The sequence below is a fragment of the Schauerella aestuarii genome, assembly GCF_009866805.1.
Classification (GTDB): domain Bacteria; phylum Pseudomonadota; class Gammaproteobacteria; order Burkholderiales; family Burkholderiaceae_B; genus Schauerella; species Schauerella aestuarii.
Map to the genome: position 1 here is coordinate 766,246 of NZ_SIZW01000040.1, position 23,975 is coordinate 790,220.

Sequence of the window (23,975 nt, forward strand, 5' to 3'; positions counted from 1 at the left end):
GCCTCAGCAGCAAAAGTGTGCCTTTCTCACGCCGCGCTAACACGTCATTTCTTGTCGTGAGCGCGCGACGCGATGTGCTTCTGCGCGTGCGATGTCTGCTTTGCGAACTTAACCCCAGCCCTCCAGCACCACCTTGCCGCGCGCCTTGCCCGACTCGATCAGTGCGTGGGCTTTCTTGAGGTTGGCGGCGTTGATGGTGCCCAGGTGTTCGGCCAGTGTGGTGCGGATCAGCCCGGCATCGACCAGAGCGGAGACTTCGTTGAGCAGGCGATGCTGGCCGATCATGTCGTCGGTGCCGAACAGCGAGCGCGTAAACATCAGTTCCCAATGGATAGACACGGCCTTGCGCTTGAACGGCAGGGCATCCAGCACGGCAGGATCATCGATCAAACCGAATTTGCCCTGCGGCGCGATGGCTTCCAGGATCTCTGCGATATGCGCATCGGTGTGCGTCAGGCTGACGATGTAGTCGACGGTTGCAAAGCCGATGCGCTTGAGTTCTGCAGCAATCGACTTGCTGTGATCGATCACGTGATGCGCGCCAAATCCCTTTACCCATTCCTGCGTTTCGGGGCGTGACGCGGTGCCGATGACGGTGACGCTGGTCAGCCGGCTGGCCAATTGCGTCATGATGGAACCGACGCCGCCCGAGGCGCCGATGATGAGCAGCGTTTTGTGGCTGGGTTGTTTGCCGGGCATCAGGCCCAGGCGGTCGAACAGCATTTCCCAAGCGGTGATGGCGGTAAGCGGCAGTGCGGCGGCCTGCGCGAAATCAAGCGAGGCGGGCGCATGGCCAACGATGCGCTCGTCCACCACGTGCAGCTCGCTGTTGGTGCCGGGCCGGGCGATGGAGCCCGCGTACCACACACGATCGCCGGGCTTGAATAGGGTGACGTCGGGGCCCACGGCCATGACGATCCCGCTGGCATCCCAGCCGAGCACTTTATGGGTGTGACCCTCGGCGGGTGCGCTGCTGGTGCGCACTTTGGTGTCGACCGGGTTGACCGACACGGCCTTGACTGCCACGAGCAGATCGCGCCCGGTCGCAACCGGGTCGGGTTGGGTAATGTCGATCAGCGAATCGGTCTGACTGATGGCTTGAGGCTTGGTGTATCCAACGGCTTTCATGAGCGTCCTTTCGAAAATGGGCGAGTGCGGTGCGCTTGTCATTCATTACTCGACAAGCATATCGCCTGATGCTGACGACGATGTGGTGCATGCGTGAGCACGCCGTCGCGTGCCCCGATGGCAATCAGGCTGGATGGGATGCGGTTTGATAGCGCGCCGCCACCTGCGCCTGACGAAGATCTCCCATCAGGCCCTGGCGCGCAGCGTCCAGATCATCCCAGCGCGAGGCTACATGAAGCGGCGGAATCGTCACCGGCTCGCGGCGATCGAAACCCACCAACGCTGCGTCCACGAGCGCATCGACGTCCATGAGGTCGGGCAACGTAGCGGTATCGATGCCGGCGCGTTCCCAGAGTTCCGTGCGGGTGCCGGCAGGCAACACAGCCTGCACATAGACTCCCTTCGGCGAAAGCTCCAGGCTCAGCCCCTGTGACAAAAACAGCACAAAGGCCTTCGTTGCGCCATAGACCGACATGCCGAATTCCGGCGCAAATCCCACTACCGAGCCGATGTTGACGATGGCGCCTTCGCCGACTTCTGCCAATCGCGGGGCGATGGCCGCGGAAAGTCGTGTGAGTGCAACGGTATTGAGCATGATCATCCGCTCGATGCTCTCGACGCTTTGCGTAGTGAAACCGCCGGATTGCGCAATCCCTGCGTTGTTGATGAGCGTGGTGATACGGGCGTCTTCGCGCAGGCGTTTTTCGACGGTTGCCAAGTCATTGGCCTGCGTCAGGTCGGCCTGGATCACATCCACGGCGCGCCCGGTTGCAGCATGCAGACGTGCGGCCAGGCTATCCAGGCGGGCCTTATCCCGTGCGACCAACACAAGATCGTGGCCGCGTTTGGCGAAGCGTTCGGCATAGGCCGCGCCGATGCCGGTGGAGGCGCCAGTGATGAGAACGGTAGAGGGCATGGTCATTTTCGGTGTTCCGATGAAGTGCGTTGCGAAGCGACGACCGAGGGGTCGGCCGGGGCTGAGTGAAGAGGAGTGATCCATTGATCAGCAAATTGTGGATCAATGATGATGGTCGTAATTAAAACAGTCAAGCACTTTGATGATGGTCGACATCAATGTATAGTCATCGCGTGTAGACGTGAAATTAAGGGGACCCGCGGCATGAAAGTCACAAAGGCGCAAGCCGAAGCAAATCGCGCACGTATCGTCGACGCTGCGGCGGTGCTGTTTCGCGAGCGCGGGTATGACGGTGTAGGTGTGGTCGATCTGATGGCTGCGGCCGGCTTTACCCATGGCGGCTTTTACAATCACTTCGGGTCCAAGGCCGAACTGATGGCGGAGGCAGCGGCAAGCAGCTTCGTGCAGTCTTCCGCAGTGAACGCGGACGTTGCGGTTGCGGATTTCGTCGCGCACTACGCCTCGCGCAGGCATCGCGATGCACCCGGTAGCGGATGCACGATCGCGGCATTGAGTGGTGACGCGGCTCGGCAGCCCGACGAGGTCAAGGCTGCCTTTGCGAACGGTATCGAGCGGTTTCTGGCTGACTTGGGGCGGGGCGATGACCCCGCTCAAGGTGGCGCCAAGCGCGCATCGCGAGCGGATTCGATTGAAACACTCGCCCAACTGGTAGGCGCAATCGTCCTTTCACGGGCATGCCCGGATGATTCTGCGCTGTCTGACGAAATCCTCGAAGTGTGCCGGTCAAAACTCATCGCGTCGCGATAGATATCGATCCTGCGTACACGTTTGGCGTGCCGGGCACTGGGAAGGCATACCGGCCGCGATAGTCGACTCCTCGGTCACCACACTCTGCCCCTGGCTTTGGCCTGGTCGCCGCGACTGTGTTCAGCCTACGTAAATGCCTGCAGCACAGAGGCCACGGCCATTTTCATATCTCTTTCAAGATAGGGCTTGCACAAGAACGCCGTGCGATGGGGAAGATTCAGCTCGTTGCCGAAGAAGCGGTCCGAATATCCGCTGACGAATACGACGGCAAGCTGTGGCTGCAAACGACGTACACCATCGACCAGTTGATATCCGCTTATCCCAGGCATTTGCATATCCGTCACCAATAGTGCGATGGTGCCTCGCCGCTCGATGTCTTCAAGCGCCGCGAGGGGGCAGGTATGCGTAACCACCTCAAAGCCCATGTCGTCAAGAAGCTCCGAGGTCAATTCGGCGAGGAGGGGCTCGTCATCAACAACGTATGCCAGCGGGCGATGCTCGGCGGAAGGGGTAGGCGGCACAACGTTTATATCCATGAGTCGTGGATTCGATCGGGCCGCAGAGCCGGTCTGAATTCGTCTGCAGTCTTGGGCGCACAGCGGCTTGCGCCATGCGCCATGCGTTGTTCCCTAGCAAGTTCTCGGCCCGCATGCATGGGGTCATCCCATAGGATGGGGGCGCGGTGGGGGCATTCTGCCCATCCGCACGCCTCGAATACAATGCCATCAACGTTTTTGACCCAAGCCCGACATCGTTGCGGGCCTTTTTGTTTTCAGCGGTTCGATTTACCGAGAGAGATTGCGGACGATGGATTTTGCACTGACCTTGCTGGCGATTGCCGTAGCCTGGCATTTGATGCGCAGTCGCTATCAACGCGCACGCATCAGCTTGCTGGGGCGCCATCTGGCCAATATGAAACTCGAACGGCATATGGAAACACTGACGCAAGGCTATACGCGCGCCATCCATGAGGATTCCGAGAGTCGCCAGTTGCAGGTATTGGATACCTTCACGCAGACCGAAAACGTGGTGGCTGCGAATGTGCAAACGCTGGCGGACGCGATGCAGAAAGAAAGTGAGCGCGATACCGCCATGGGGCCGTTCGCGTTTTGCGTGCCGTATGTCGAGCGTGTGGCGCCCGAGGCCGCCCTGCGTGACTTCCGCGCCTTGTTGCACATCCATGCAGCAGGTCTGCGTGCCGTAATCGGCAACGACGCCGGTCTGGATCCCAAAACACGGGCGTTTCACATCGCCGCTGAGTTATATCTGCTGCAGCACAGCTGCCATTGGTTCTGTAAATCCCGTGCCGTTGCCGATGCACGTTTGCTGATGCGTCACAAGGTCGAGCACAAAAAAGTCATCGAATCCGTATCCGCATTGACGCGGTCGTCGTACACGAAGTGGGTGGAGAATTCGCACACGCAGTAGCGTGGCGTCTACCACTCTGCCAACGGCATCGCGTCGCGCTTCTCGATCAGGAAGTCGCGTAGCGCCCTGACCTTGGCAGGCATCTGGTCGCGCGATGGCGAATAAAAATGAAAGCCTGCGTGGGTGTACGCCCAGGTGCGCAGGATACGAACGAGCCGTCCGTCCGCCAGCTCCTCTTTAAGGGCGATGTTCAAGCCCTGGATCAATCCTAGTCCCTGAATGGCTGCGCGCGTCATGCTTTGGTCGTCGTTGACGGTGAAGTTGCCCGCTACCGATTGCGTGAAGTGCAGCTTCCCTTTGCCGGGATCGGTGAAGTCCCACGGCCTGGGGGCACTGCTTCGGGCAAAGCGGTAGTTGATGCAATTGTGCTGAAGCAGATCTACCGGCGTTTTCGGTATGCCGTGCCGGTCGAGGTAGGCTGGCGCGCCCACGACGACCATGGCGAGTGCCGGGCTGATGGGCGCAGCCACCACGTGCTCGGCCAGACTTCGCCCCAGACGGATACCGGCGTCACAACCATCGGCAATGATGTTCGAGAGGGTGTCGTCCAGAATCAATTCGACGTTGGTTTGGGGATATCGCGCCGCGAAGGCGTCGAGATGCGGTTCGACAAGTACTCGGGCCGCCAGCCGCGAGCTGTTGACGCGGATCAACCCTGAGGGCACATCGCGAGCATCATCGATATGCTGAATCGCCACATCGATTTCGCCCAACGTGCGCCGCAGGGTATCGAACAATTGCTGGCCCGCTTCCGTCAACGACATATCGCGCGTGGTGCGGTACAGCAACCGCACACCCAACTGCCGCTCCAGCCCCTTTAGATTTTGCGACAACGCAGCGCGCGACACGCCCATTTCCTCGGCAGCGCGCGTGAAACTGCGGTGCTGCGCAATACGCGCAAACCAGGCAAGAGACGGTAGGAGGGTAGGATTCATGCGGCGATTGTAAATCGCTGCTTATCACTGATGTCAATTTTGTGGTCTTCCGTGTTTCCAATCGACTGCGTAGCATTTGTTCTCGAGAAGGGCAATGCACGGGGGCGCCGAGTCTGGCGCAGGGAGATCACAAGAAACCCGATGCCGTTTGCCTGCCGTTGATATTTCATCTCTTCAGGACTTTTCATGACAAACGATCGACTACGCGTGGGCATCATTGGCGCCGATACGAAAGCAAGCTGGGCGGGCGCGTCGCACATCCCCGCCATTCACGCGCACCCGGGGCTTGTGCTCGCCGCAGTGGCCACACGACATGTGGAAAGTGCGCGAGCATCCGCCGAGGCATTCGGCGCCGAGCGTTGGTATGCCAGCCCGTATGAACTGATTGACGATGACACGATCGATATCGTGACCGTGGCGGTGAAGGTGCCTGCGCACCGTGCTTTGGTGTTGGCAGCGCTCAAGGCCGGCAAAGCGGTCTACTGCGAGGCGCCGCTCGGCGCGTCCCTGAATGAAAGCCAGGAGATCGCGGCGGCCGCAGCGGGGCTGCATCACGCGATCGGATTGCAGGGACGTCTCAATCCTGCTGTGCGCCGCGCCGCAGACATCATCGCGTCAGGCAAACTCGGCCGGCCGCTGTCCGCACGAGTGAAAGCCACGACATTCGGGTTTGGACCGCAATCGATCACTGCCTACGATTATTTTAACAAGGCGGCTTCCGGTGCGAGTTTCCTCACGATTACCACTGCACATGTGCTTGACCTCGTCGAGGCCGTGCTGGGAAATATCGTGGAAGTTGATGCGCGCACGGAACTGTTGTGGCCGAAGATCGAATTGACCGACACCGGTGAAACGTCCCTTCGGGAGGGGTCGGATCACGTGGATCTGATCGGCAAAACGCAAATGGGTGCTTCGATATCGGTGCAAGTGCTGGCTGGCGTACCCGCACATGACGCGCAATTTGCATTCGAGGTTCGTGGGTCGCTGGGCGTGTTGACGCTCACCGGAAATCATCTTGCGGGTGTGCAGGTTGGAGACCTGAGCTTGTCGGCAAGTGTGGCTTTCAGCCCGCCCGATCGGCCGATCGCAACGGGCGTAAGTCCTACTGCGGATTCGTTTTGGACGGGCGCGGCGATCAACGTGGGCGAGGTCTACGCCAGCTTGGCGCGCGACATTGCAACCGGCACCTTCAACACGCCTGGCTTCACGCATGCCGTGCACAACCTGCAGTTGATCGAAGCCGTGAAACGCGCCGCGCAAACCGGTTTCCGGCAGCGGTTGTCCAGTGATTCGACATACGGTGATCCAACATTCGGTGATCCAACGCGTCTGTCTTCTCAGCCTTACCCTATTCAAGGAGATCGCCATGCAGCATGACAATGAATCAGTCTTCAACCGGCGCAGGATGTTGGTGGGTGCCACTGCAGGCTTGGCGGCGATGGCGGCATCGTCCATGGCCCATGCAGCGCCGGATGCCGTTGCAAGCGGTCAGCATGGCGCAGGCCTTCGCGTGCAAGATCTGATCGGCAAGCGCGCCCTGGTGACCGGTGCCTCGCGCGGGATCGGCGCTGGTATCGCAGTCGCACTTGCGGACCGCGGCGCGGATGTGACGTTCACCTATCTGCAGTCGAGTGACAAAGCGGCCGGCGTCGTTCGCGAGATTCAGGCTCGAGGCCGCAAGGTGCTGGCGATACGAGCCGATAGTGCCGATCCGGTGGCGGTCAGGAGGTCGATCGACGACACCGTGGCGTTCCTCGGTGGTATCGACATCCTCGTCAACAACGTCGGCATCGCGCGGTCCGGTCCACTTGCGCAGATGAGTTTTGCCGATATTGACGCGCTGTTGAACGTGAACGCGCGCGCCGCAGCGCTGGCCGCGCAGGCCGCCATTCCGCATCTTAGGGCCGGTGGCCGCATCATCACCGTCGGCTCATGCTTGGCCGAGCGCGTGCCGTATCCCAACCTGACGGTGTACTCGATGTCCAAGTCCGCCTTGCTCGCATTCACGCGCGGCCTGGCGCGAGAGTTGGGGCCACAGGCGATTACCGTCAATCTCGTGCAGCCCGGACCGATCGACACCGATCAAAATCCGGCGGATGGGGAATGGGCTGAACCAAATCGGCGTTTGACTGCACTCGGACGCTATGGAAATCCCGCCGACATCGCAGCTGCCGTGACGTTTCTGGCCAGTCCGACGGCTCAGTTCATAACGGGTTCGGCCATGACGGTGGACGCCGGATTCAACGCGTGAGGGCGCGTTTGGGCCGTCGGTCGGGCAAGCGCCGGCGTTGGCCCGCCCAGCTCGCGCTTCGGCATGCTCGACGATCGCCATTTGACGCAAATTCCACCCTTCCAGCCGTAGTGTCGCGCTTTGACATCTCGCAGTTTGCCGATCGCCGGGCGTATCGGCGCGGCGATCGTCGCTGTGCGCCGGTGCTGTCGCGGGCGTGCGAGATCGTCCCAACAGCGCTGCCAACGGATCGAACGCGTGCCCATGAGTCTTCTGACGTTAAAGCGAAGTGGTCTTATTCTGCTCTTCATCGCGCTCGTTTCGGGCTGCGCATCTGGCGGCACTGGCGGCACGGCGGGCGCCGATAGCGGGGCGGGCGCAGAGAGTGCCGATAAATCGGCGAGCGCTGCTGCGCCGGCCACGAAAGCCTGTAAGGCCAACCGTAGCGCCTGCAAGTATGAAGGGGCGTATGAGCGCGGTGAGGCGAACTATGCGGAGTTGGAAGCCAGGCGACTCAACCAGGCCGCGCTGCAGCGATTCCGCGACGCGATCAAATGAGCGCGCCGCAGGCCGCACGCGCCGCCCGCGGTCGTGTCATCACGTCTTGAACAGATCAGGATAACGACGGGGTTGTGAGCGCAGGTATTGCTTGGGCGCCTGCACTTGGGCACCCAGTTGCGCCGCCGCGCGCCACGGCCAGTTGGGTTCGTAGAGAATGCCACGCGCGATGGCGACCATGTCGGCATCGCCCGTAGCCACGATCGATTCGGCATGGTCGGGTTCGGTAATCAGGCCAACCGCGATCACCGGCATCGTCACTTCCTGCTTGATGCGGCGGGCCAGCGGCACTTGATAGCCAGGCCCCACGGGGATGTTCTGCTTTGGCGAAACGCCACCGCTCGAGATGTGCATGAAGGCGCATCCACGGGCTTGCAGCTCGCGCGAAAACACGACGGATTGTTCCACGTCCAGCCCGCCATCCACCCAGTCGCTGGCGGAGAGCCGCATGCCGAGCGGATAGCCATCGGGCAAGGCACGCTTGACGGCGTCAAACACTTCCAGCGGAAAGCGCATCCGATTTTCCAGGCTACCGCCATAGGTGTCGGTACGTCGGTTGGCGAGCGGCGAGAGGAACTGGTGCAACAGATAACCATGCGCGGCATGCAGCTCGATGACATCCAGCCCCAATTCGTGGCTTCGCTGGGCGGCGCGCACGAACGCGTCGCGAATGCGCGTCAGATCGGCAGTGCTGAGCTCGGTGGGCGGGCGCTCGGTATCGAACATGGGTACGGCAGAGGGGGCAAGCGTTTGCCAGCCGCGCTTGTCCAGCGCCAACTGCTTGCCGCCGTTCCATGGCGCATCCACAGACGCCTTGCGGCCAGCGTGGCTGAGCTGGATGCCGATGGGCATATCGGAATGGGCGCGCACCGCGGCGAGCGTGCTGGCCAGGGCGGACTGGTTGTCGTCGCTGTACAGGCCCAGATCGTCGGGGCTGATACGGCCATCGGCTTCAACGGCCGTGGCTTCCAGAATCAGCAGACCCGCACCGGACAGCGCGAGTTTTCCAAGGTGGATCAGGTGCCAACTCGTGGCATTGCCATCCTGAGCGGAGTATTGGCACATCGGCGCAATGACGATACGGTTGGGCAACGTCACACCGCCCAAGGCGATGGGTTCGAACAATTTGCTGGCAGACATCCAGGGTTCCAGAGAATGACAAGATAGCGCTCGACTTTAACGCGTTTGCTGCGATGCGACAGTACACCGCTCGTGCGTTGATGCTTGGCGCGGGTGTGCGGCGATCGCGCGTTGCGCAGTCAGTCGCGCGGCGTCGACGCAAACCACTCGGCGTAAGACGTGGTGTGCACCATGTGCCGGTTCAAATCCGGCGCACCGTCAGTCCACCACACGGGCCCGCGCTCGCCGAGGGCATGCTTGGCGGCGTCCACGTGCGCGCGCGCCACGGCCAGCGCGGTGGCATCCGTGCTGCGCTTGGCCGACGCCACGGCACGCCGCGCCGCCATCAATGCGTTGACCAGGGTTTGACGCTCGACCGGATCGAGATGCGGATTCGACGTACGCCATAGTCGCCCGCGCACGATCAAATAGCGGCCGTCCGGTGTGATGAGTGGCTTTGCCATGTTGCGCGCGATAGTTGGTGTGCAGTGATTATGCCGCCGTGTGAAACAGAGGATGAAAAGACGTCCCCGTACACTACCGCCTCATTTCAACAAGACTGGAGACATTGCATGCAGGCTCTCGCCCGCCTCAGCCGATTCGTCGGCAACACATTCGCCATCTGGGTATTGCTTTTTGCGGCGCTGGCCTTTTTCTATCCCGCTGCATTTCGCGGGATCGGCCCCTACATCGTGCCGCTGCTCGGGCTGATCATGTTCGGCATGGGCCTGACGCTGTCGAAAGACGATTTCCGTGAAGTGGCGCGCAGGCCCCTGGATGTCGCGATCGGTGTAGGCGGCCAGTTCGTGATCATGCCGGGCCTGGCCTGGATTCTGTCGACGACGCTGGCGCTCCCGCCCGAAGTGGCGGTGGGCGTCATCCTCGTGGGATGCTGCCCGGGCGGCACGGCGTCGAACGTGATGACGTTTTTGGCGCGCGGCGACGTGGCCTTGTCGGTGGCCATCACCTCGGTAACGACGCTTCTCGCACCGATCGTGACCCCTGCCTTGATCTATCTGCTGGCAAGCCAGTGGATTGAAGTCAGTGCGTCTGCGATGTTCTGGTCGATCGTGCAGGTTGTGGTGCTGCCCATCGCGCTGGGCGTGCTGGTGCAATATCTGCTCAAGGAAAAAGTGGAGGTGGGCGTTGCCGCCTTGCCGCTCGTGTCGGTGGTGGCGATCGTTGCCATTGTGGCGGCGGTGGTGGCCGGCAACCAGGCGCGCATCGCCACCAGCGGCTTGATGATCTTCGCGGTCGTGGTGCTGCATAACGCCCTTGGGCTCTTGATCGGCTACGGCCTGGCAAAGCTATGCGGCATGAGCCTGCCCAAGCGTAAGGCGATTTCGATCGAGGTGGGCATGCAGAATTCGGGGCTTGGCGTGGCGCTCGCGACAGCGCATTTTTCGCCCCTCGCGGCCGTGCCGAGTGCCATTTTCAGCGTGTGGCACAACATTTCGGGGCCGCTGGCCGCGACATTGTTTCGACGTTTCGACGCCAAAGGCGAGGGAAAACACTAGGCGTCAGAAGCCGTAAATTAAAAGATACTCATGTACGTAATATATTCCAGCACCGATGCCGCTCAGGCCTCATAGGAGTTACCGTGCATGTTGTCTTGGGACAGAAGCGCTTGCGAGCGCACGCTTTTGCGCTGATGGCGCTTGCGGGATGTGTGACGATGATGGGCAGCGCCTGCGCGGCTGACGCTTATCCCTCGCATCCCGTAAAACTGATCGTGCCTTTCCCGCCAGGCGGCACCACGGATATCCTTGCGCGCATGATGGCCGAGGGAATGGCCCAGCAGCTCGGTCAGCCCTTTGTGGTGGAGAATCGTGCCGGCGCTTCCGGGATGATCGGGTCGGAGTATGTGGCGCGCGCCACTGACGGCGGGTACACGATCGGTGTGGCGACGGTTACCACGCATGCGATCAATCCTTTCGTGCACAAGCTGGGCTTCGATGTGAAAAAGGATCTGGTGCCGGTGAGCAACATGGCGTTCGTACCGAACGTACTTGTCGTCAATCCCACGCTCGGCGTGACAAGCCTTGCGGAACTCACTGCGCTTCTGAAGAAGCAGCCCGGCAAGTATGCCTATGCCACGTCCGGCACCGGCGCCGAGGGGCATGTGGGCATGGTCGGCTACACGAAGGTCACCGGAACGGATGCGCTGCACGTGCCCTACAAAGGGGGCGGCCCGGCGATTACCGATACCGTCGCGGGACACACGCAGATGATGCAGGGCAATCTTCCCAGCTTGCTGCCGCAGATCGAAGCCGGAAAACTTGTTGCCTTGGCGGTGACGTCTTCAAAGCGCCTTGCCGTACTTCCCAATGTGCCCACCTATGCCGAAGCCGGTTATCCCGAACTTGCGCGATCGGCATGGTTTGGGTTGGTGGCTCCGGCCGGTACGCCGCCCGAGGTGGTGGATCGCTTGAACGCAGCGGCCACGGCGGTGTTGCGTCTGCCGGCCACGCGGGTCGCGATCGAGAAGCTCGGCGGGCAAGCGGCGCCCGGCAGTGCTGCAGAGTTCGGCAAAACGATGGACGAGGAACTGACGGCACAGCAGGCCGTCGTGACGTGGGCGAAGATCAAACCGGAATAAATCTGCAGGCGGCTTGCGCGCAAGATACGTGTGCAAGCCGCCGCAGGTGAGCGCCCAGTGCTAACCGCGCGTCAATCGGCGCGCCTCTATCTTGGGTGTGACGGCATCGAGCGGATAGATCGGCCGGCAATGCATGAAAGGCAGCGTTTCAGGCGCAAAGCCGGTGAGACCGGGGGTCTCGGCGATCACGCACGAACCGTAGTCCTGAAAGGCGAGCTTGAAATGGTAGCCCGACTTCACCACGATGATATCGGCCCCGTCGAGCGTCACGCCTGCATCGAGATAGCAGCCTGGATCTTGTGACATCACGGCGTCCAGCGTGATGAGGGCGATGAAGTTGTCGCCCTCCAGCACCGCATGGGGCCCTAACCGAAGCACGCCACCTTTCATGAACTGGCCGCGATTGGTGAATGAGCCATCGCCCAGGCGCTTGACGCGGCCCGACGCCGTCGTGGGAGTAAGCCCCGGCGTGAGTGAGGCACCCAAGGTGATGTCGAGGGCTGCGCCTTCGCCCGCTGCGGCGCAACGCTCATACGCGTCGGGGTCGGTCACGATGATCGTCACGTGACGATCGCCCATCGCGAGAATGCGGTCCAGGATGTACACCGAATCGCCCGGGGCGCCGGCAAGCACACGGTCGCCGAAATCTCCGATGGTGACGGCTTGTGCGGATCGGGGGTGTCGCGCGACGACCTCATCGATTGTCGGCAGGGTGTGCACGAACGCTGTTCGTGCTTGCCACACCGCCTGAGCAAGCGTGTTCGCCAAGCGCGCTGCGTGGGCGGCTCCTTCGTCGCCGGCACCGTAGACGAGTATGCCTTGCCCAACGGCCGGCCCGTCGATAAACGGATTGACGTTGAATAGGGAATAGTCGACGAGGTCGGCGTCGTTTGCTATGGCGGTTCGCGCTGCTGCATGAATGGCATGCAACGGTCCGGTGCCGGTTTCGTCGTTACCGCTGGTAAGCATCGGCAGGCGCAGGAAATAACCTGTCGGGCGCTCGCCCGTGTGCAGCATCGCCAGCAGACGATCGGCGACGCGCGCGCCAGTTTGCGCGGCGTCGGCATGTGGATTGGTTTTATAAGCCGAGCCGAAATCAAGCAGCGCCAGCATCTCGCTGGTGGCGTGCGCGTGAAGATCGAACCCGGCCACGATGGGCAGGCTGGGGCCTACTACCGCACGCAGCCGCAGCAACAGATCCCGTTCGGCGCTATCGAGCGCTTGCGTCTGCATGCAACCATGCAGATCCAAGGCGATGGCGTCCACCTCGGCCGCTTCGGCAGCGGCGACGATGGCCGCGCTGATTTCCGCGTAGGCCTCATTCGTCACTTTGCCCCCGCAACGCGCGCGCGCAGCAATGGACGGGACGAGCGTCACGCCGGCGGCTTCGAGCGTGCGAATGATGCCCCCCAACGTGGAGTCGGATTGCCGCTGCGTATCGATCATGGTCGATGCCGGATCGACTTCGAAGGCGCGCATCGTCGTAGGCACCGGCGAGAATCCATGCGTTTCCTGGAATATCTGACCGACCAGAACGCGATATTTTTTCTTGCTCATGTCATTGGCCTGTGGCTGCGTCGCGATCAGTCGAGACTGATGTTGGCCTTGGCTGCGATCTCACGTTGCTTTTCCAATTCCGCGCGCAGTTCGGCGCCGAATTCCTGCGGGGAGTTGCCAACCGGTTCCGCCGAGAAGCCTGCAAGCTTATTGCGCACCTCAGGTTGCTTCAATACGGTCACGATCGCCTTATTGATCTTGTCGATGACCTCAGGCGGTGTTTTGCCCGGTGCGACCAAACCAAAGAACGAGGCGTCGTTGACGGGCGCGAGCCCGACCTCGGCAAACGTGGGCACGTCCGGCAACGCCGCGATGCGGTTGGGATAGGCGATGGCGAGCGGCGTGAGTTTCTTCGCCTGGATGAACGGAAGCGACGATGGCAGATTGTCGAATACCGCTGAAACCTGGCCACCCAACGCGTCCTGCAGCGCCGGACTCGAGCCGCGATACGGCACCGCCGTCATCGTGGTTTGCGTACTCATCAGAAACAAGGCGCCCATCATGTGCGCTTCCGAACCTGTGCCCGCGTGGCCATACATGTGCACGTTCGGTTCGCTTTTCAACTTGCTGACGAATGCAGGCATGTCGTTGACACCCAGTTTCGGGCTGACGACAAGTACATTGGGTACGGCCGCCAGGCGGGTGATGGGGGCCAGATCCGTCAATACGTCGTACGACAGATTCTTGTAGACCACAGGGGTGATCGCAGTGGAACTTACCGTCGCGATGCCCAGCGTATAGCCATCTGGATCGGCCCTGACCACGTACTCGGTACCGATGCGGCCGGCCGCGCCATTGCGGTTCTCCACGACGACGGTCGTTCCCAGTGCCTGCCCGAGCGGGTCTGCAATCACGCGTGCCAGCACATCCGTGGTTCCGCCTGGAGGGAAGGGCACGACCAGGCGAATGGGACGGTCGGGAAACGCTGCAGCGGCTTGGCTCAATGGCGTCGCTGCGCATAAGACGGTGGCCAGCACGAGCAGACTGCGGGGCAAAACGTTCATGAAAGCTCCAGGTGCGGCAACGTTCCAGGCGTGTGCCATGGCCCTGCCACGGGATGATGGGTGTGCTTTAAATATGCCATCTGGATTGTTTGGCGTCCACTCTTAACGTATTGGTGTTTCTCCCTATCGCGTTTCAATCTGGCGCGAAAGGTCCGCAGGATAAGCCTTTAGAGGCTTGTCGAGCCTCTCTGGGCAAATCGGGCGTGGTTGCTAATCCATCCGTATTGGAAATAAAATACTCCACCAAGCCCGGCATGCAGACGGGTGGAAAGAACCTTTTTTGCTTTCTCTGAGGATGCGGCAGGCTGATGAACAATCTAGTGGGCGACGTGTCGAGCAGTGCCCGGGTATTGCCCGATCTGGAGGGTGAAAAGCTGTTCATCGCCAGGGCAGAAGGCCCTTACGTCTGGGACGACACGGGCCGTCGCTATGTGGATACCGCACTCGGCTTCGGCGCCGTGCTGGTGGGCCACAGTGCGCCCGAGGTGGTCGCCAACGCGGCATCGGCGCTGCAGAGTGGCGTTGCGCCGTCGTTCGCCCATGTGAGAGAACACCGTGCGGCATCGGCGCTGGCCGCGTGCACGGGAGATCTCACGAAAGTGATGTTCACGAATTCGGGCAGCGAAGCCGTTCATCTTGCGTGTCGCGCAGCGCGGGCCTATACCGGCAAACCGGTCATCGCCAAACTGGCCGCAGGTTTCGATGGTTGGTTCGACGAGGTATCGCTCGGAAACGTGGCCACCCAGGACGCGCTGTTTGCAGACGGCGATCGGCCTGTCCGGGATCGCACTACACTTCTGCGCTTCAACGATGTGTCCGATCTTGAACGCCTGTTCGAGGAGCGCGACGACATCGCCGGCATCCTTTATGAGCCGATGCTTGCCAACGCCGGCTGCCTGCTGCCCGCGCCTGGGTATCTGGCGCAGCTTGAACGCGTTGCAAGACAGCACGGCGCCTTGTCGATCTGCGATGAAGTGTTGATGGGATTCCGTTTGCATTGCGGGCTCACCAGTCATCTGTGGGGGTTGAAGCCCGATCTCGCCACGGTCGGCAAGGCGATCGGCACGGGAGTACCGGTGGCGGCAGTGGTGGGGCGACCGGAAGTGATCGCGCCGTTCGAGGATGGGCGGGCGTCTCGCGGCGGCACGTACAGTGGAAACCCGGTGGCTTGCGCCGCTTTGACCAGCACGCTTGCGCTCCTCGGTGCGCAGGATTACGACGTCCTCGTGGCACGCGGCGACGATTTGCGTCGCTTTATCGTGGCGACATTCAAAGCGTGCGGCATGAGGCTGCAAACTTCCGGCTACGGCAATGTGTTCAGCATCTGGCCGTCGGAGCGACCGCCGGCGACCTACGATCGGGCGGCCGGCGAGGTCGATCAACGCTTCTCCACCGAACTGCATCTCGCCCTGCGCCGTCATGGCGTGCTGGTCATGCCGTCGGCGTTCGGACGCTTGTATCTCTCCTTCGCGCATTCAGACGACGTGGTGGAAGAAATGAAACGCGCGTTTGCTGCTGCGGCCGTGCAGATGGCCGCTGAGTTTGCGGAGCATTGAGTTTGCGAGAGGTGGGGCTGCCTGGCTGCGCGGGGCAGGCGGGCCAGGCAGAGGCTATCCATCGCAGGCGGATAATCTGTGAGCCGGTGCTAACATTTTCACTCGTCGAGTGAAACAGGGCGTGTTCATGCGCCTTGGCACGATCGATAACCACAGAGAATTCCGTGACCACCAGATCCCAGAAAAGCAAAAAGGCAGAGCCCGAGGGCGCGGCAACCTTGCCGGTTGACGAGCAAAAAGGGGCGTCTGCATCGGCAGCGCTCGACATTGGCTCGCGCCTGAAAGCCATTCGGGTGTCTTATGGATTAAGCATCCGTGCGTTGGCGGAAGCTGCAGGCGTGACGCACAGCACAATCGCTCAGATAGAGCTCAATAAGGTGAGCCCATCCGTCAGCTCGGTAAAGCGGATTTTGAATGTGTTCAACATGCCATTGAGCGATTTCTTTGCCGAGGTCGAAGATCGTCAGGAAGAGCGCATTTTCTTCAAGGCTGACGAGTTGGTCGAGCTTGCGGATGGCAAAGTCCTCTCATATCGGCAGGTGGGCAACAATCTCGCCGGCAAGGCAATGATGATGCTGCATGAGCGTTACGCGCCAGGTGCGGATACGGGAGAGCCTTATGTGCACGACGCCGAGGAGTGCGGCATCGTGATCAAAGGAAAAGTGGTGATCGTCGTTGGTCAGCGGGAGCAGGTGCTTGAAGCTGGCGAGGCCTATTATTTCAATAGCCGTTTGCCGCACCGCATGTACAACCCCTTCAAGGAAGCGTGCGAGGTCATCAGCGCGGTATCGCCGCCCACGTTCTAGCTCGCTCGGGCACCCGAATGTGGCGGGAGTGCGCCGCCCCTGAATCTTTCTTCTCGAGATCGAACACATCTGCGCAGTCTCGTGCAAGTCGACTTCAACCTTAATGACTAGCTCTTTTTAACCTTATCCGATTTTGCCGAATTCACTAAAATTACGACATCGAGTTTGAAGGTCGCCCATTTGGGTCACCGCTGTGTTTGGGCTCGATGTTGTGGAGGTGGGGTTGCAAAAAGAGTTCGAATACTGCGGCGTCCAGATCATGATTTTTGTTCGTGGCGTACCCAAGCCGGGCTACGAAGGACTCAGCACTGCGGATATTTGGTACTGCGGATCACACTCGCAGGAAACCTCTGGCCAGTGGACCTTGCTCACGCAAAAAAAAATGATCGTGTCGGCGAGTGCCAACGAGGTCGTCGCTGCTGCCGATCAGTTGATACGCCATCATATCGACGATGTGCTGGCCGGACGCTTCGATGAGGCGACGTTCGCAGGTCAAGCCTGACGGCGGCTCAAGGCCGCAGCGCGGCCTCTGCGCGAATCAGCAGCATCATGGGGCGGTCCACTTCCTCTGCCAACGTGGGCTGGCGCGCTAGATCGGCTTCGGTGGGACCCCAATCCTCAACCCGTTGCACGGCAAAGCGTGCGGCGATCAGCGCGTTGATCAGGGTGCCCATCGTGCGGTGATACTTCACGACGCCTTTGGCGAGCCAATCCGTTTCGCGCTTGCCTTCGATCTGATAACTGTCGAGCGCCCACACGCGGCGCCCGTCCTCCGTCGTGAGCCAGCCGGGCTGCATCGATGCCATATAGATCGGATGCTCGATCGAGAACACGAGCCGGCCACCCGGTGCCAGCGCGGCGCGAATCACGCGCAGCAACTGCGGCAAATCCCGCACGTAGTGAAACGCGAGTGAGCTGTAGATCAGATCGAAGGTATGGCGACTGAGATCGAGCTGTTCGAGATCGGCTTGTTCATAAGCAATGCCTGGATCGGTCGTCATGGCGCGTGCCCGGTCGAGCATCAGGGTGGAAAGATCGAGCCCTAGCACGCTTGCTGCGCCTTGCGCTTGTGCCCACCGGCAAAACCAGCCGTAGCCGCAGCCCAGGTCCAGTATCCGCAAGCCTTGCAGGCGCGGCAGCATCGCGCGCAGTGCCGGCCATTCGGGAGCGCCGTCCAAGCCTTCCCGGGAGCGCGGCAACTGGCTGTAGCCGTCGAAGAAATCGGGATTGTCGTAGATGTTTTGCGCCATGCGCTGCACCCCTTTCATTGCGATCGATGTTCAGTGTCACATGATATCGGCGTGTGGCGTGGGCTCGATTTACCGTATCAGCCCCCGCCCGTACCGAACCGGCTCCGATCGCCCGATCGCCGGCCGATAGCGGAGAGCAGGCCCGCCATGGCCGCACGGTCGCCGTTGCTGACGGACTCGAGAATGCTCGCTTCGCCGTTGAAGGTGACCTTGTTGCGCCATGTCCCGTTGCCCTGCAAGGTGAGCGGTCCGCGGTCGGTGGTGAGCGTAAGTGTGGCGGTCTGCTGCGCGGCACCCGCGATGCGCAGCCGGTAGTCGCCCAAGGGATAGACGCGCGATAACGCCGAACCGGCTTTTTTCCATTGCACATCGATCGCCGCTCCCGCGGGCAAGCCTGCGCCGAGTGCCATTGCTGGCCAGCTTGCAGACAGTTCTCCCGCAGGGCCGAGCGTGTTGAACGGCGCGCCCAGCGTGCTCAGCAGATCGGCGGGAAGCGTTGCGCGTTGCGCCGTGAGCGAGGCGCCGCGCCACCCCAAGTTGATGCGCAAGGGCCCGGCCAGCCAGGGATGGGTGACCGTCCACCCCCAGTCGCGCCATTGCCATGCGATGGCGGGCGTCAGGGTGCGGCGCGCGCCGTTGGGGCCAAGTGCCAGCAACGCGGTGCCTTGCCAAAGGCTGCCGTCGGCATCAGCCACGGCGATAAGGCTGTTTGACGTGGGAAGACGCAATAGCCAGCGGGCCGGCAGGATCGCAACGGCGGCCGTGATGGCAATCAGGCAAAGCGCCGTGCCTGCCGCGATGGCGCGCCACACACCGCGCCTCACGGCGCGTTCTTGGGTTTGACGGGCGTCAGCGTGACCGTGCCGTCGGCTTTGCCGGAAAGCAGTCTGCCCGTGCTCATGGTGCTGCGTTGTAACGAGGCCGTCTGCGCAGTGGCGCGCAAGGTGAGTGGGGTGCGCTGCAGCCAGGCAAACAAGGTGTCGGCAGGTACTTGCTTGAAGGCGACGCTCCAGTTCGCGGACGCGTCATCGGCATCGAGCACGGTCCAAGTGTCTGCAGACATCCCTGAAGCGGCAAGGCTGGCGACGATATCGTCGCGCGTGAGGGCGGCCTCCGATGCGACGTGGTTGGCGCTTTGCCGCAGGCGCGCGACATCGCGCGTGAGGGCTTCGACGGTGGCGGCTTGCACGCGCAGGGCCGGTAATGCGGCGCGATCCCGGGCGATGCTTTGCATGGCGGGTTCGATCCCGAAAAGATAGGTCAGGGCAGCAAGGGCGACTGCACCGCCCACAACGACCAGCTTGCGCTCGCGCGGGGCCAGGCGATTGAAGGCGACCGTTGCCTGGCGGGTGCGGACGCGAAAACGGTCGCGCCAAAGATCGAGGATAGCGGTACGCGACATCATGGCGCCTCTGTGGACACGATGCGCCACGTATTCGGGGTTTCGGTTTTGTCGACGCGGATGCCGGGTTCGGCGCGCGGCGATATGGGTTTCGCCGTTGCGCTGCCGGCACCCGCCGCGTCGTCGGCGCGCAGGGTAACCAGGAGACCAGCTGCCGAATACTGCATCCGCGTGACGCGGTCCTCGGCCGCAGGCAATACGCGCGCGGCGGCCAGGGCGAGCGGCACCAGATCGTTTGCAGTACTCGCGCCACCGGCGTTGAGCAAGGCGTTTCGGCCTTGCTCGGCCTGGCGCAGCGGATCCACGATCACAGGCAATTCGGGAAACGTGGCTTGCACGCGCTGTGTCATCGTGGTGCGCAAGGTGTCCACATCGTGCTTGAGGCGCGAGGCATACAGGTTCAGGCCGATCACCCACAGTGCAGCAGCCGTCAGCGTGAGCGCGATCGGCCAGCGCCAGGCTTGGCGACGGGTGTCGCGCAGGCTGCGCACGACCCAACCCCAGCGCGGCGCAGGCTGGTGCCAGCGTGAAGACACGGGCAATTGCAGGGGCTGATGATGGTCCGTATCGTCAGGCGGCAACACACTGGCGGTGGGAACGACGACGTCGAGCCGAAGTCCGGCACCCGCGAGCCCGTCCCACACCTGATGCAGACGCGGCTTATCGGTCCAGGCCACGGGCACGGTGCCGTCGGCTGCGCGAGCACCGAAGGCGACGGCTACGCTGTCGATGTCGCCCAACAGCAAGGCTTCGATTGCGCTTTCGACGGCAGCGCCGCGTTGCCGGGGGGCGACCGGCGGCACCTGCACCGTGGTGACGATCGCATCGTCGGGGTGCAGTACGGCCTCGATACGGCGCGGCCGGAAGGCGGTGGTCAACGCGGCGGCATCGAGTTCGCCGCTGTGTGCCATGCGGCCTTGGCGATCGAACCAGGCATAGGGCAACGGTTGCGCGGGATGCCACTGCGCGAGCGGCGGCAGGGCGATACGAAGATGACTTTTCACAAGATGTCCTGACGCCAGACGATGGCAGGCGTCGCGTTGGGGGCGGCGAGGATCAGGGCGCGCATGGTGACGCGCGCGCGGTCGAGCACCACGGTGCCTGTTGCGGTGAACCAGGTGCTGGTCACACCGATGTGTTGCGAGGTGTTCTCCAGCCCCAGACCGCGAAGGCGATTGGTGAGGTCGCCGGCGTTGACGAACCATTGTCCGCCATCGCGGCTTTCGGTCAGCGTGCGGGCTTGCGCAAGCGATAAGCCCTCGATCCAGGCCGAAAGCACTTCGGCGTGGGCAGTATTGACGTTGAGGTCGGTGGCTTGCGGGAGCAGGGTGGTCACGCGGCGCAAGCGTTTGCGTGCGGTTTCGTCGAGATCGAATCGCAACGCCAGGTCGTCGATGCCGCGAGCGGCAGGGGTCGGCCACTCCGTGTTGTTGTTCCCGGTTGCGCCGTTTGCACGGGTGCCGTTGCCCGAGCCGGTCTTGTCGTCGGTGGCGCCGCCGCGCGGCTGCATCGTGGCGACCGCCTCGGCCATGCGGGGAGCGAGCGTTGGCGGCAGGCCGATCGCCGATAGCAGGTTGGTGAAGCGTGTCACCATCATGGGGTCGATGATGCCGGTCTGCGCCAGTCGATACACATTGAATTTGCCTTGTTCGTCTTCCACGCTGCCCGAGAACACGGCCAGGCTGTCGGGATCGAGTTGATCGATGCGCGTGTCGCGAATGGGCGATGCCCAGAGTTGGTCGCCGCGCACGGTGGGTTCTCGGCGCACGTTGTCGCGCAACACGAGCCGCGCCCAATCGAGGCCGCCCATCAGCAGCCAGCGCGCTTGTGCGCGGGCTGCGGCATTTTCAGTCTGGCGCGCGGTGGCGGTTTGCCGCATGAAGAGCCCGCTGGTCAATGCAGCGGCTACAGTCACCACGATCAACGCGCCGACGACAGCCATGCCCCGTTGCCGCAATGAACGCTTGGGTGCGCGCTGCCTCATCGCAACACCACCACGCGCGTGTATCGCTCGCTCGTCGCACCTTGCCCGCGGTCGATCGTGACTTCGATGCCTGTCGCCGCACCGGCACCACGCGCCGAGCGGCCGATCCAGCCCTGCGCCGGTACCCACAACCGCACATCGAGTTGCTTCACATCGCGCATCATCAAGGTGCCCTCGGTAGGCGCTTCCAAAGGATAGGCGGTGCCCGGACGGCCGATCATGCGCCACAGGTCGCCATCGCGGATGCGCCACACCACCCGTTGCCACGTACCGTCGCGTCGCGCCGACGCTCTTACCACTTCCAGCAACGGTGAGTCGCCTTGACCGGCGTTGAGCGTGATGCCCGGCGGCAGCCGCGGTGCACCGGCATCCGTAGCCGATGGCAGGCGGTATCCCACATCGACCTGATTCAGGTCCAGCTCGATTTGGCCGAGCGTGCGCACCAGCACATCGTTATCGTCTGCCGCGCGATCGAGCCAATCGCGCGCTGTCGAAATCTGCGTGAGCCCGCGCCACGCGAGCAGGCTCACGAGGGCCATCAACGTAATGGCGATCATCACTTCGATCAACGAAAACCCGCGCTGATGGCGATGCGACGGGGCGCGGTGGCGTGTCGTCATGGCAGGCGTGTGACCAGCGTGCTCAACGTGGCCAAGGCTGCGGTCTCGTCGTTGGTCGCAAATACGCGAATCTCCACCTGCCGAAAATTGTTGTTGACCGATTTGCGAAATTCCAATGTGCAGCGCAGGGCGAGCTTGCCTTGATCGCACGGCACGGTGCGCACCGAACCGGGGTCGGGCATGGCGGTGTCCAGTCGCAGTTGCGCTGCCGTGTTTTCGGCCGACAGCGTGGCAAGCGTGCGATCGCGCAAGCCACGATTGTTCTGCGCCAGTACGCTGGTCGCACGCAGCGCGGCGGCCAGCGCGATCGCGACGATCGCCAGCGCGACCAGGACTTCGATCAGTGTGAAGCCGCCTTGTGCGCGTTTTTGCGATCGGGAGCGTCGCGCGTCCACCTCAGCGCAGCCCATCGTCGCCTGCCGCCGTGTGCGCGATGACGATCGTGCGGCCCGGCGACACGAGTTCGACGGTGTAGGGATCGCGTACCCATTCGGTATCGAAGCGCAGGGGCGATGGCGGATCGCGCCGCACCTGCACCGGGGGCTCGGTCCATTTTCGTGCCGTCAGAATGGGGTCGCGTTCGAAGCGATCGTCAGGCCAGGGCACGGCATTCTCTGCCGAGGCCTCACGCAGATCGACCGGGCGACCGGCCCGCGTGAACCACCAGCCTTGCGCGTCCGCATGCCAGACGATGCTGCGGCCATCGCTTCGGGCCTCGCTTTGCGCCACACGGAAGGCGTCGCGCAATCGCTGGGCGTCGTTCTCCAACGCGCGATCGGGTGCGGCCATTGCCGACAGGCCGATCATCGCTCCCGCGATGCCGATGATCACCACCACGATCAACAACTCGATCAGCGTAAAGCCGGCTTCAGTTTTCCCACGAGCCGATGTCCGCATCGCCTTGTTCTCCGCCGGGCTTGTTGTCCGCGCCGAACGAGAACACGTCGATCTCGCTCTTCACACCCGGATTGAGGTATTGATAGGGATGGCCCCACGGGTCGTTGGGCAGGCGATCGAGGTAAGGCCGCCAGTTGCGCGCGCCTTCCGGCTTCTCGGTCAGGGCTTTCAACCCCTGCGAGGTGGTCGGATACCGGCCGTTATCCAGGCGATAGAGTTGCAGGGCTTGCATCAACCCGCCGATGTCTTGCTTGGCAGCCACTTGCCGCGCCTGGTCGGGACGATCCAGCACGCGGGGCACGATCAACGCGGCCAGGATGCCCATGATCACCACGACCACCATGATTTCGATCAGCGTGAACCCCGCTTGATTGCGGCGGCTGCGACGGCGCTGGGGGCGGGCACGGCCCTGGGAAAGGTTGGCGCGCAGGCGAGACGCGACGAGAGACAAACGCAAGACGACACTCCGGTAAACCGTATCTGAAGGCCGGAGTATGGAGATGAAATATGACAGGTCTATTGCGGGCTAGTGACGGCGGCGCTGAAGGGGCGACGATCGATGTCGCCGACGCCGGGACGCTGCAGGGCCGGCTATCGCGCGTCGGGTAGCGTACGAATGCCTGCCACGGCGGCATCGGACTGCGGTGCCGACACCCGCAATTTGCCGCTGTCGCGTTCGAGCTCGATGCCGTTGGCATCCACGCCGATGAGCACCAGGCCGGGGGCAATCTCCTGGCCCACACGCCACGCTGCGGCCGGACCGCCGTCGATCTTGAGAACCGCGGCGCCGCTTTCTTCACCGCTGATGATGCCGGCCACCACCACTTGTGTGGTGAGCGCTTCGTTCTTGCCGAAGAGGCGCGCGGCGGGCGAAGTGTCGATCGACGGGGGCGGCGCCGCCATGATCGCAGGCGGCAGCGCACCCGGGTGGGGGGCAAGCAGCAGGGCAGCCGCCAGACCGATACCGATGGCGATTGCGATCGCGGCAGCGATTCTCACCAGGGCAGGCCAGAGGTCGGGGGAAGGAGCAGATAACACGCGCATGGGGTGGAAGTGTAGGGGCGCGGTATGACAGTTTGAATGCAACGCGCCCCGTAAGAAGGGCCCTCGGTAATTAAAAAGGGCCTTCGGTAATCGAAGGCCCTTTTTGGCTTTACGCGACGCGCGCCAGCCGCTCAATGCATCGGTGACGTTTCACGGCGCGGTTTGAGCAGGTGC

At 62.5% G+C, this 23,975-nt stretch carries 29 protein-coding genes; 10 read left to right on the top strand and 19 right to left on the bottom strand.

Annotated elements, in window-relative coordinates; all coding sequences use genetic code 11:
- Nucleotides 1–108: 108 nt before the first annotated feature.
- Both EYW45_RS10385 and EYW45_RS10390 read right to left on the bottom strand, forming a co-directional pair.
- A complete protein-coding gene (locus tag EYW45_RS10385; RefSeq protein ID WP_161135267.1) occupies nucleotides 109–1,128 on the bottom strand; it encodes a zinc-binding alcohol dehydrogenase family protein in 1,020 nt (339 codons plus the stop codon).
- Nucleotides 1,129–1,252: 124 nt separating this feature from the next.
- Nucleotides 1,253–2,050 carry an SDR family NAD(P)-dependent oxidoreductase gene (locus EYW45_RS10390; protein WP_161135268.1) on the bottom strand — a complete coding sequence of 266 codons (798 nt, stop codon included), beginning with the start codon at nucleotides 2,048–2,050 and terminating at the stop codon, nucleotides 1,253–1,255.
- 99 nt (nucleotides 2,051–2,149) lie between these two features.
- On the opposite strand from EYW45_RS10390, the gene EYW45_RS10395 reads away from it, so the two are divergent.
- Nucleotides 2,150–2,812: a TetR/AcrR family transcriptional regulator gene (locus EYW45_RS10395; RefSeq protein WP_456238876.1), complete on the top strand. Its 663-nt coding sequence runs from the start codon at nucleotides 2,150–2,152 to the stop codon at nucleotides 2,810–2,812.
- A 125-nt stretch (nucleotides 2,813–2,937) separates the two neighbouring features.
- Here EYW45_RS10395 and EYW45_RS10400 read toward each other — a convergent pair whose 3' ends face one another.
- Nucleotides 2,938–3,348, bottom strand: coding sequence for a response regulator (locus tag EYW45_RS10400; protein ID WP_161135269.1), 411 nt, complete (start codon nucleotides 3,346–3,348; stop codon nucleotides 2,938–2,940).
- A 271-nt stretch (nucleotides 3,349–3,619) separates the two neighbouring features.
- Here EYW45_RS10400 and EYW45_RS10405 point away from each other — a divergent pair, with 271 nt between their 5' ends.
- Nucleotides 3,620–4,240, top strand: coding sequence for a hypothetical protein (locus EYW45_RS10405; protein WP_161135270.1), 621 nt, complete (start codon nucleotides 3,620–3,622; stop codon nucleotides 4,238–4,240).
- Nucleotides 4,241–4,248: 8 nt separating this feature from the next.
- On the opposite strand, the gene EYW45_RS10410 is transcribed toward EYW45_RS10405, so the two are convergent.
- A complete protein-coding gene (locus EYW45_RS10410) occupies nucleotides 4,249–5,175 on the bottom strand; it encodes a LysR family transcriptional regulator (protein WP_161135271.1) in 927 nt (308 codons plus the stop codon).
- A complete protein-coding gene (locus EYW45_RS10415; RefSeq protein ID WP_161135272.1) occupies nucleotides 5,172–5,363 on the bottom strand; it encodes a hypothetical protein in 192 nt (63 codons plus the stop codon). Before EYW45_RS10415 ends, EYW45_RS10410 begins: the two co-directional genes overlap by 4 nt.
- Here EYW45_RS10415 and EYW45_RS10420 point away from each other — a divergent pair.
- The 3 genes from EYW45_RS10420 to EYW45_RS10430 all read left to right on the top strand — a co-directional run bounded on the left by EYW45_RS10420 (nucleotide 5,362) and on the right by EYW45_RS10430 (nucleotide 7,963).
- Entirely contained in the window at nucleotides 5,362–6,552 is a 1,191-nt protein-coding gene (locus tag EYW45_RS10420) for a Gfo/Idh/MocA family protein (RefSeq protein WP_161135273.1), read from the top strand. The genes EYW45_RS10415 and EYW45_RS10420 overlap by 2 nt on opposite strands.
- A gap of 133 nt (nucleotides 6,553–6,685) precedes the next feature.
- On the top strand, nucleotides 6,686–7,426 hold the full coding sequence (locus EYW45_RS10425; protein WP_161135434.1) for an SDR family NAD(P)-dependent oxidoreductase: 741 nt from the start codon (nucleotides 6,686–6,688) through the stop codon (nucleotides 7,424–7,426).
- A gap of 243 nt (nucleotides 7,427–7,669) precedes the next feature.
- Entirely contained in the window at nucleotides 7,670–7,963 is a 294-nt protein-coding gene (locus EYW45_RS10430) for a hypothetical protein (protein WP_161135274.1), read from the top strand.
- 39 nt (nucleotides 7,964–8,002) lie between these two features.
- On the opposite strand, the gene EYW45_RS10435 is transcribed toward EYW45_RS10430, so the two are convergent.
- Together EYW45_RS10435 and EYW45_RS10440 are read right to left on the bottom strand one after the other, a co-directional pair.
- Nucleotides 8,003–9,103 carry an NADH:flavin oxidoreductase/NADH oxidase gene (locus tag EYW45_RS10435; RefSeq protein ID WP_161135275.1) on the bottom strand — a complete coding sequence of 367 codons (1,101 nt, stop codon included), beginning with the start codon at nucleotides 9,101–9,103 and terminating at the stop codon, nucleotides 8,003–8,005.
- Between the two features lie 119 nt (nucleotides 9,104–9,222).
- Nucleotides 9,223–9,546 carry a hypothetical protein gene (locus tag EYW45_RS10440; RefSeq protein ID WP_161135276.1) on the bottom strand — a complete coding sequence of 108 codons (324 nt, stop codon included), beginning with the start codon at nucleotides 9,544–9,546 and terminating at the stop codon, nucleotides 9,223–9,225.
- A gap of 108 nt (nucleotides 9,547–9,654) precedes the next feature.
- On the opposite strand from EYW45_RS10440, the gene EYW45_RS10445 reads away from it, so the two are divergent.
- The gene (locus EYW45_RS10445) at nucleotides 9,655–10,599 is read left to right on the top strand and encodes a bile acid:sodium symporter family protein (protein ID WP_161135277.1); all 945 of its coding nucleotides are present in this window, start codon (nucleotides 9,655–9,657) and stop codon (nucleotides 10,597–10,599) included.
- 83 nt (nucleotides 10,600–10,682) lie between these two features.
- Nucleotides 10,683–11,681, top strand: a complete 999-nt coding sequence (locus EYW45_RS10450) for a Bug family tripartite tricarboxylate transporter substrate binding protein (protein WP_161135278.1) — start codon at nucleotides 10,683–10,685, stop codon at nucleotides 11,679–11,681.
- A 60-nt stretch (nucleotides 11,682–11,741) separates the two neighbouring features.
- On the opposite strand, the gene EYW45_RS10455 is transcribed toward EYW45_RS10450, so the two are convergent.
- A complete protein-coding gene (locus EYW45_RS10455) occupies nucleotides 11,742–13,238 on the bottom strand; it encodes a M81 family metallopeptidase (protein WP_161135279.1) in 1,497 nt (498 codons plus the stop codon).
- Between the two features lie 26 nt (nucleotides 13,239–13,264).
- Nucleotides 13,265–14,242, bottom strand: a complete 978-nt coding sequence (locus EYW45_RS10460; protein WP_161135280.1) for a Bug family tripartite tricarboxylate transporter substrate binding protein — start codon at nucleotides 14,240–14,242, stop codon at nucleotides 13,265–13,267.
- Between the two features lie 308 nt (nucleotides 14,243–14,550).
- On the opposite strand from EYW45_RS10460, the gene EYW45_RS10465 reads away from it, so the two are divergent.
- From EYW45_RS10465 to EYW45_RS10475, 3 genes are all read left to right on the top strand, one after another.
- The gene (locus EYW45_RS10465; RefSeq protein ID WP_161135281.1) at nucleotides 14,551–15,798 is read left to right on the top strand and encodes an aminotransferase class III-fold pyridoxal phosphate-dependent enzyme; all 1,248 of its coding nucleotides are present in this window, start codon (nucleotides 14,551–14,553) and stop codon (nucleotides 15,796–15,798) included.
- Nucleotides 15,799–15,962: 164 nt separating this feature from the next.
- Nucleotides 15,963–16,604 carry a cupin domain-containing protein gene (locus tag EYW45_RS10470; protein WP_202444650.1) on the top strand — a complete coding sequence of 214 codons (642 nt, stop codon included), beginning with the start codon at nucleotides 15,963–15,965 and terminating at the stop codon, nucleotides 16,602–16,604.
- 223 nt (nucleotides 16,605–16,827) lie between these two features.
- The gene (locus tag EYW45_RS10475) at nucleotides 16,828–17,106 is read left to right on the top strand and encodes a hypothetical protein (protein WP_161135282.1); all 279 of its coding nucleotides are present in this window, start codon (nucleotides 16,828–16,830) and stop codon (nucleotides 17,104–17,106) included.
- Between the two features lie 7 nt (nucleotides 17,107–17,113).
- Here the strand turns inward: EYW45_RS10475 and EYW45_RS10480 are convergent, their stop codons facing one another.
- The 10 genes from EYW45_RS10480 to EYW45_RS10525 form a co-directional block, all read right to left on the bottom strand.
- Nucleotides 17,114–17,854 (bottom strand): class I SAM-dependent methyltransferase, encoded by a 741-nt coding sequence (locus tag EYW45_RS10480; protein ID WP_161135283.1) that lies wholly within the window; start codon nucleotides 17,852–17,854, stop codon nucleotides 17,114–17,116.
- Nucleotides 17,855–17,931: 77 nt separating this feature from the next.
- Nucleotides 17,932–18,666, bottom strand: coding sequence for a type II secretion system protein N (gspN, locus tag EYW45_RS10485; protein ID WP_328703615.1), 735 nt, complete (start codon nucleotides 18,664–18,666; stop codon nucleotides 17,932–17,934).
- Between the two features lie 8 nt (nucleotides 18,667–18,674).
- Nucleotides 18,675–19,259: a type II secretion system protein GspM gene (gene gspM, locus EYW45_RS10490; RefSeq protein ID WP_161135285.1), complete on the bottom strand. Its 585-nt coding sequence runs from the start codon at nucleotides 19,257–19,259 to the stop codon at nucleotides 18,675–18,677.
- On the bottom strand, nucleotides 19,256–20,260 hold the full coding sequence (gene gspL, locus EYW45_RS10495) for a type II secretion system protein GspL (RefSeq protein WP_161135286.1): 1,005 nt from the start codon (nucleotides 20,258–20,260) through the stop codon (nucleotides 19,256–19,258). The genes gspM and gspL overlap by 4 nt, the downstream gene beginning before the upstream one ends.
- Nucleotides 20,257–21,198, bottom strand: coding sequence for a type II secretion system minor pseudopilin GspK (gene gspK, locus EYW45_RS10500; protein WP_235938980.1), 942 nt, complete (start codon nucleotides 21,196–21,198; stop codon nucleotides 20,257–20,259). The genes gspL and gspK overlap by 4 nt, the downstream gene beginning before the upstream one ends.
- Before the next feature lie 38 nt (nucleotides 21,199–21,236).
- The gene (locus tag EYW45_RS10505) at nucleotides 21,237–21,860 is read right to left on the bottom strand and encodes a prepilin-type N-terminal cleavage/methylation domain-containing protein (RefSeq protein ID WP_161135288.1); all 624 of its coding nucleotides are present in this window, start codon (nucleotides 21,858–21,860) and stop codon (nucleotides 21,237–21,239) included.
- Nucleotides 21,857–22,255 (bottom strand): type II secretion system minor pseudopilin GspI, encoded by a 399-nt coding sequence (gene gspI / locus EYW45_RS10510; RefSeq protein WP_328703617.1) that lies wholly within the window; start codon nucleotides 22,253–22,255, stop codon nucleotides 21,857–21,859. Before gspI ends, EYW45_RS10505 begins: the two co-directional genes overlap by 4 nt.
- Nucleotide 22,256: 1 nt before the next feature.
- The gene (locus EYW45_RS10515) at nucleotides 22,257–22,757 is read right to left on the bottom strand and encodes a GspH/FimT family pseudopilin (protein WP_161135290.1); all 501 of its coding nucleotides are present in this window, start codon (nucleotides 22,755–22,757) and stop codon (nucleotides 22,257–22,259) included.
- Nucleotides 22,729–23,187, bottom strand: a complete 459-nt coding sequence (gene gspG, locus EYW45_RS10520) for a type II secretion system major pseudopilin GspG (RefSeq protein WP_161135436.1) — start codon at nucleotides 23,185–23,187, stop codon at nucleotides 22,729–22,731. The genes EYW45_RS10515 and gspG overlap by 29 nt, the downstream gene beginning before the upstream one ends.
- A gap of 161 nt (nucleotides 23,188–23,348) precedes the next feature.
- Nucleotides 23,349–23,756, bottom strand: a complete 408-nt coding sequence (locus EYW45_RS10525; protein ID WP_161135291.1) for a general secretion pathway protein GspC — start codon at nucleotides 23,754–23,756, stop codon at nucleotides 23,349–23,351.
- Between the last annotated feature and the right edge of the window lie 219 nt (nucleotides 23,757–23,975).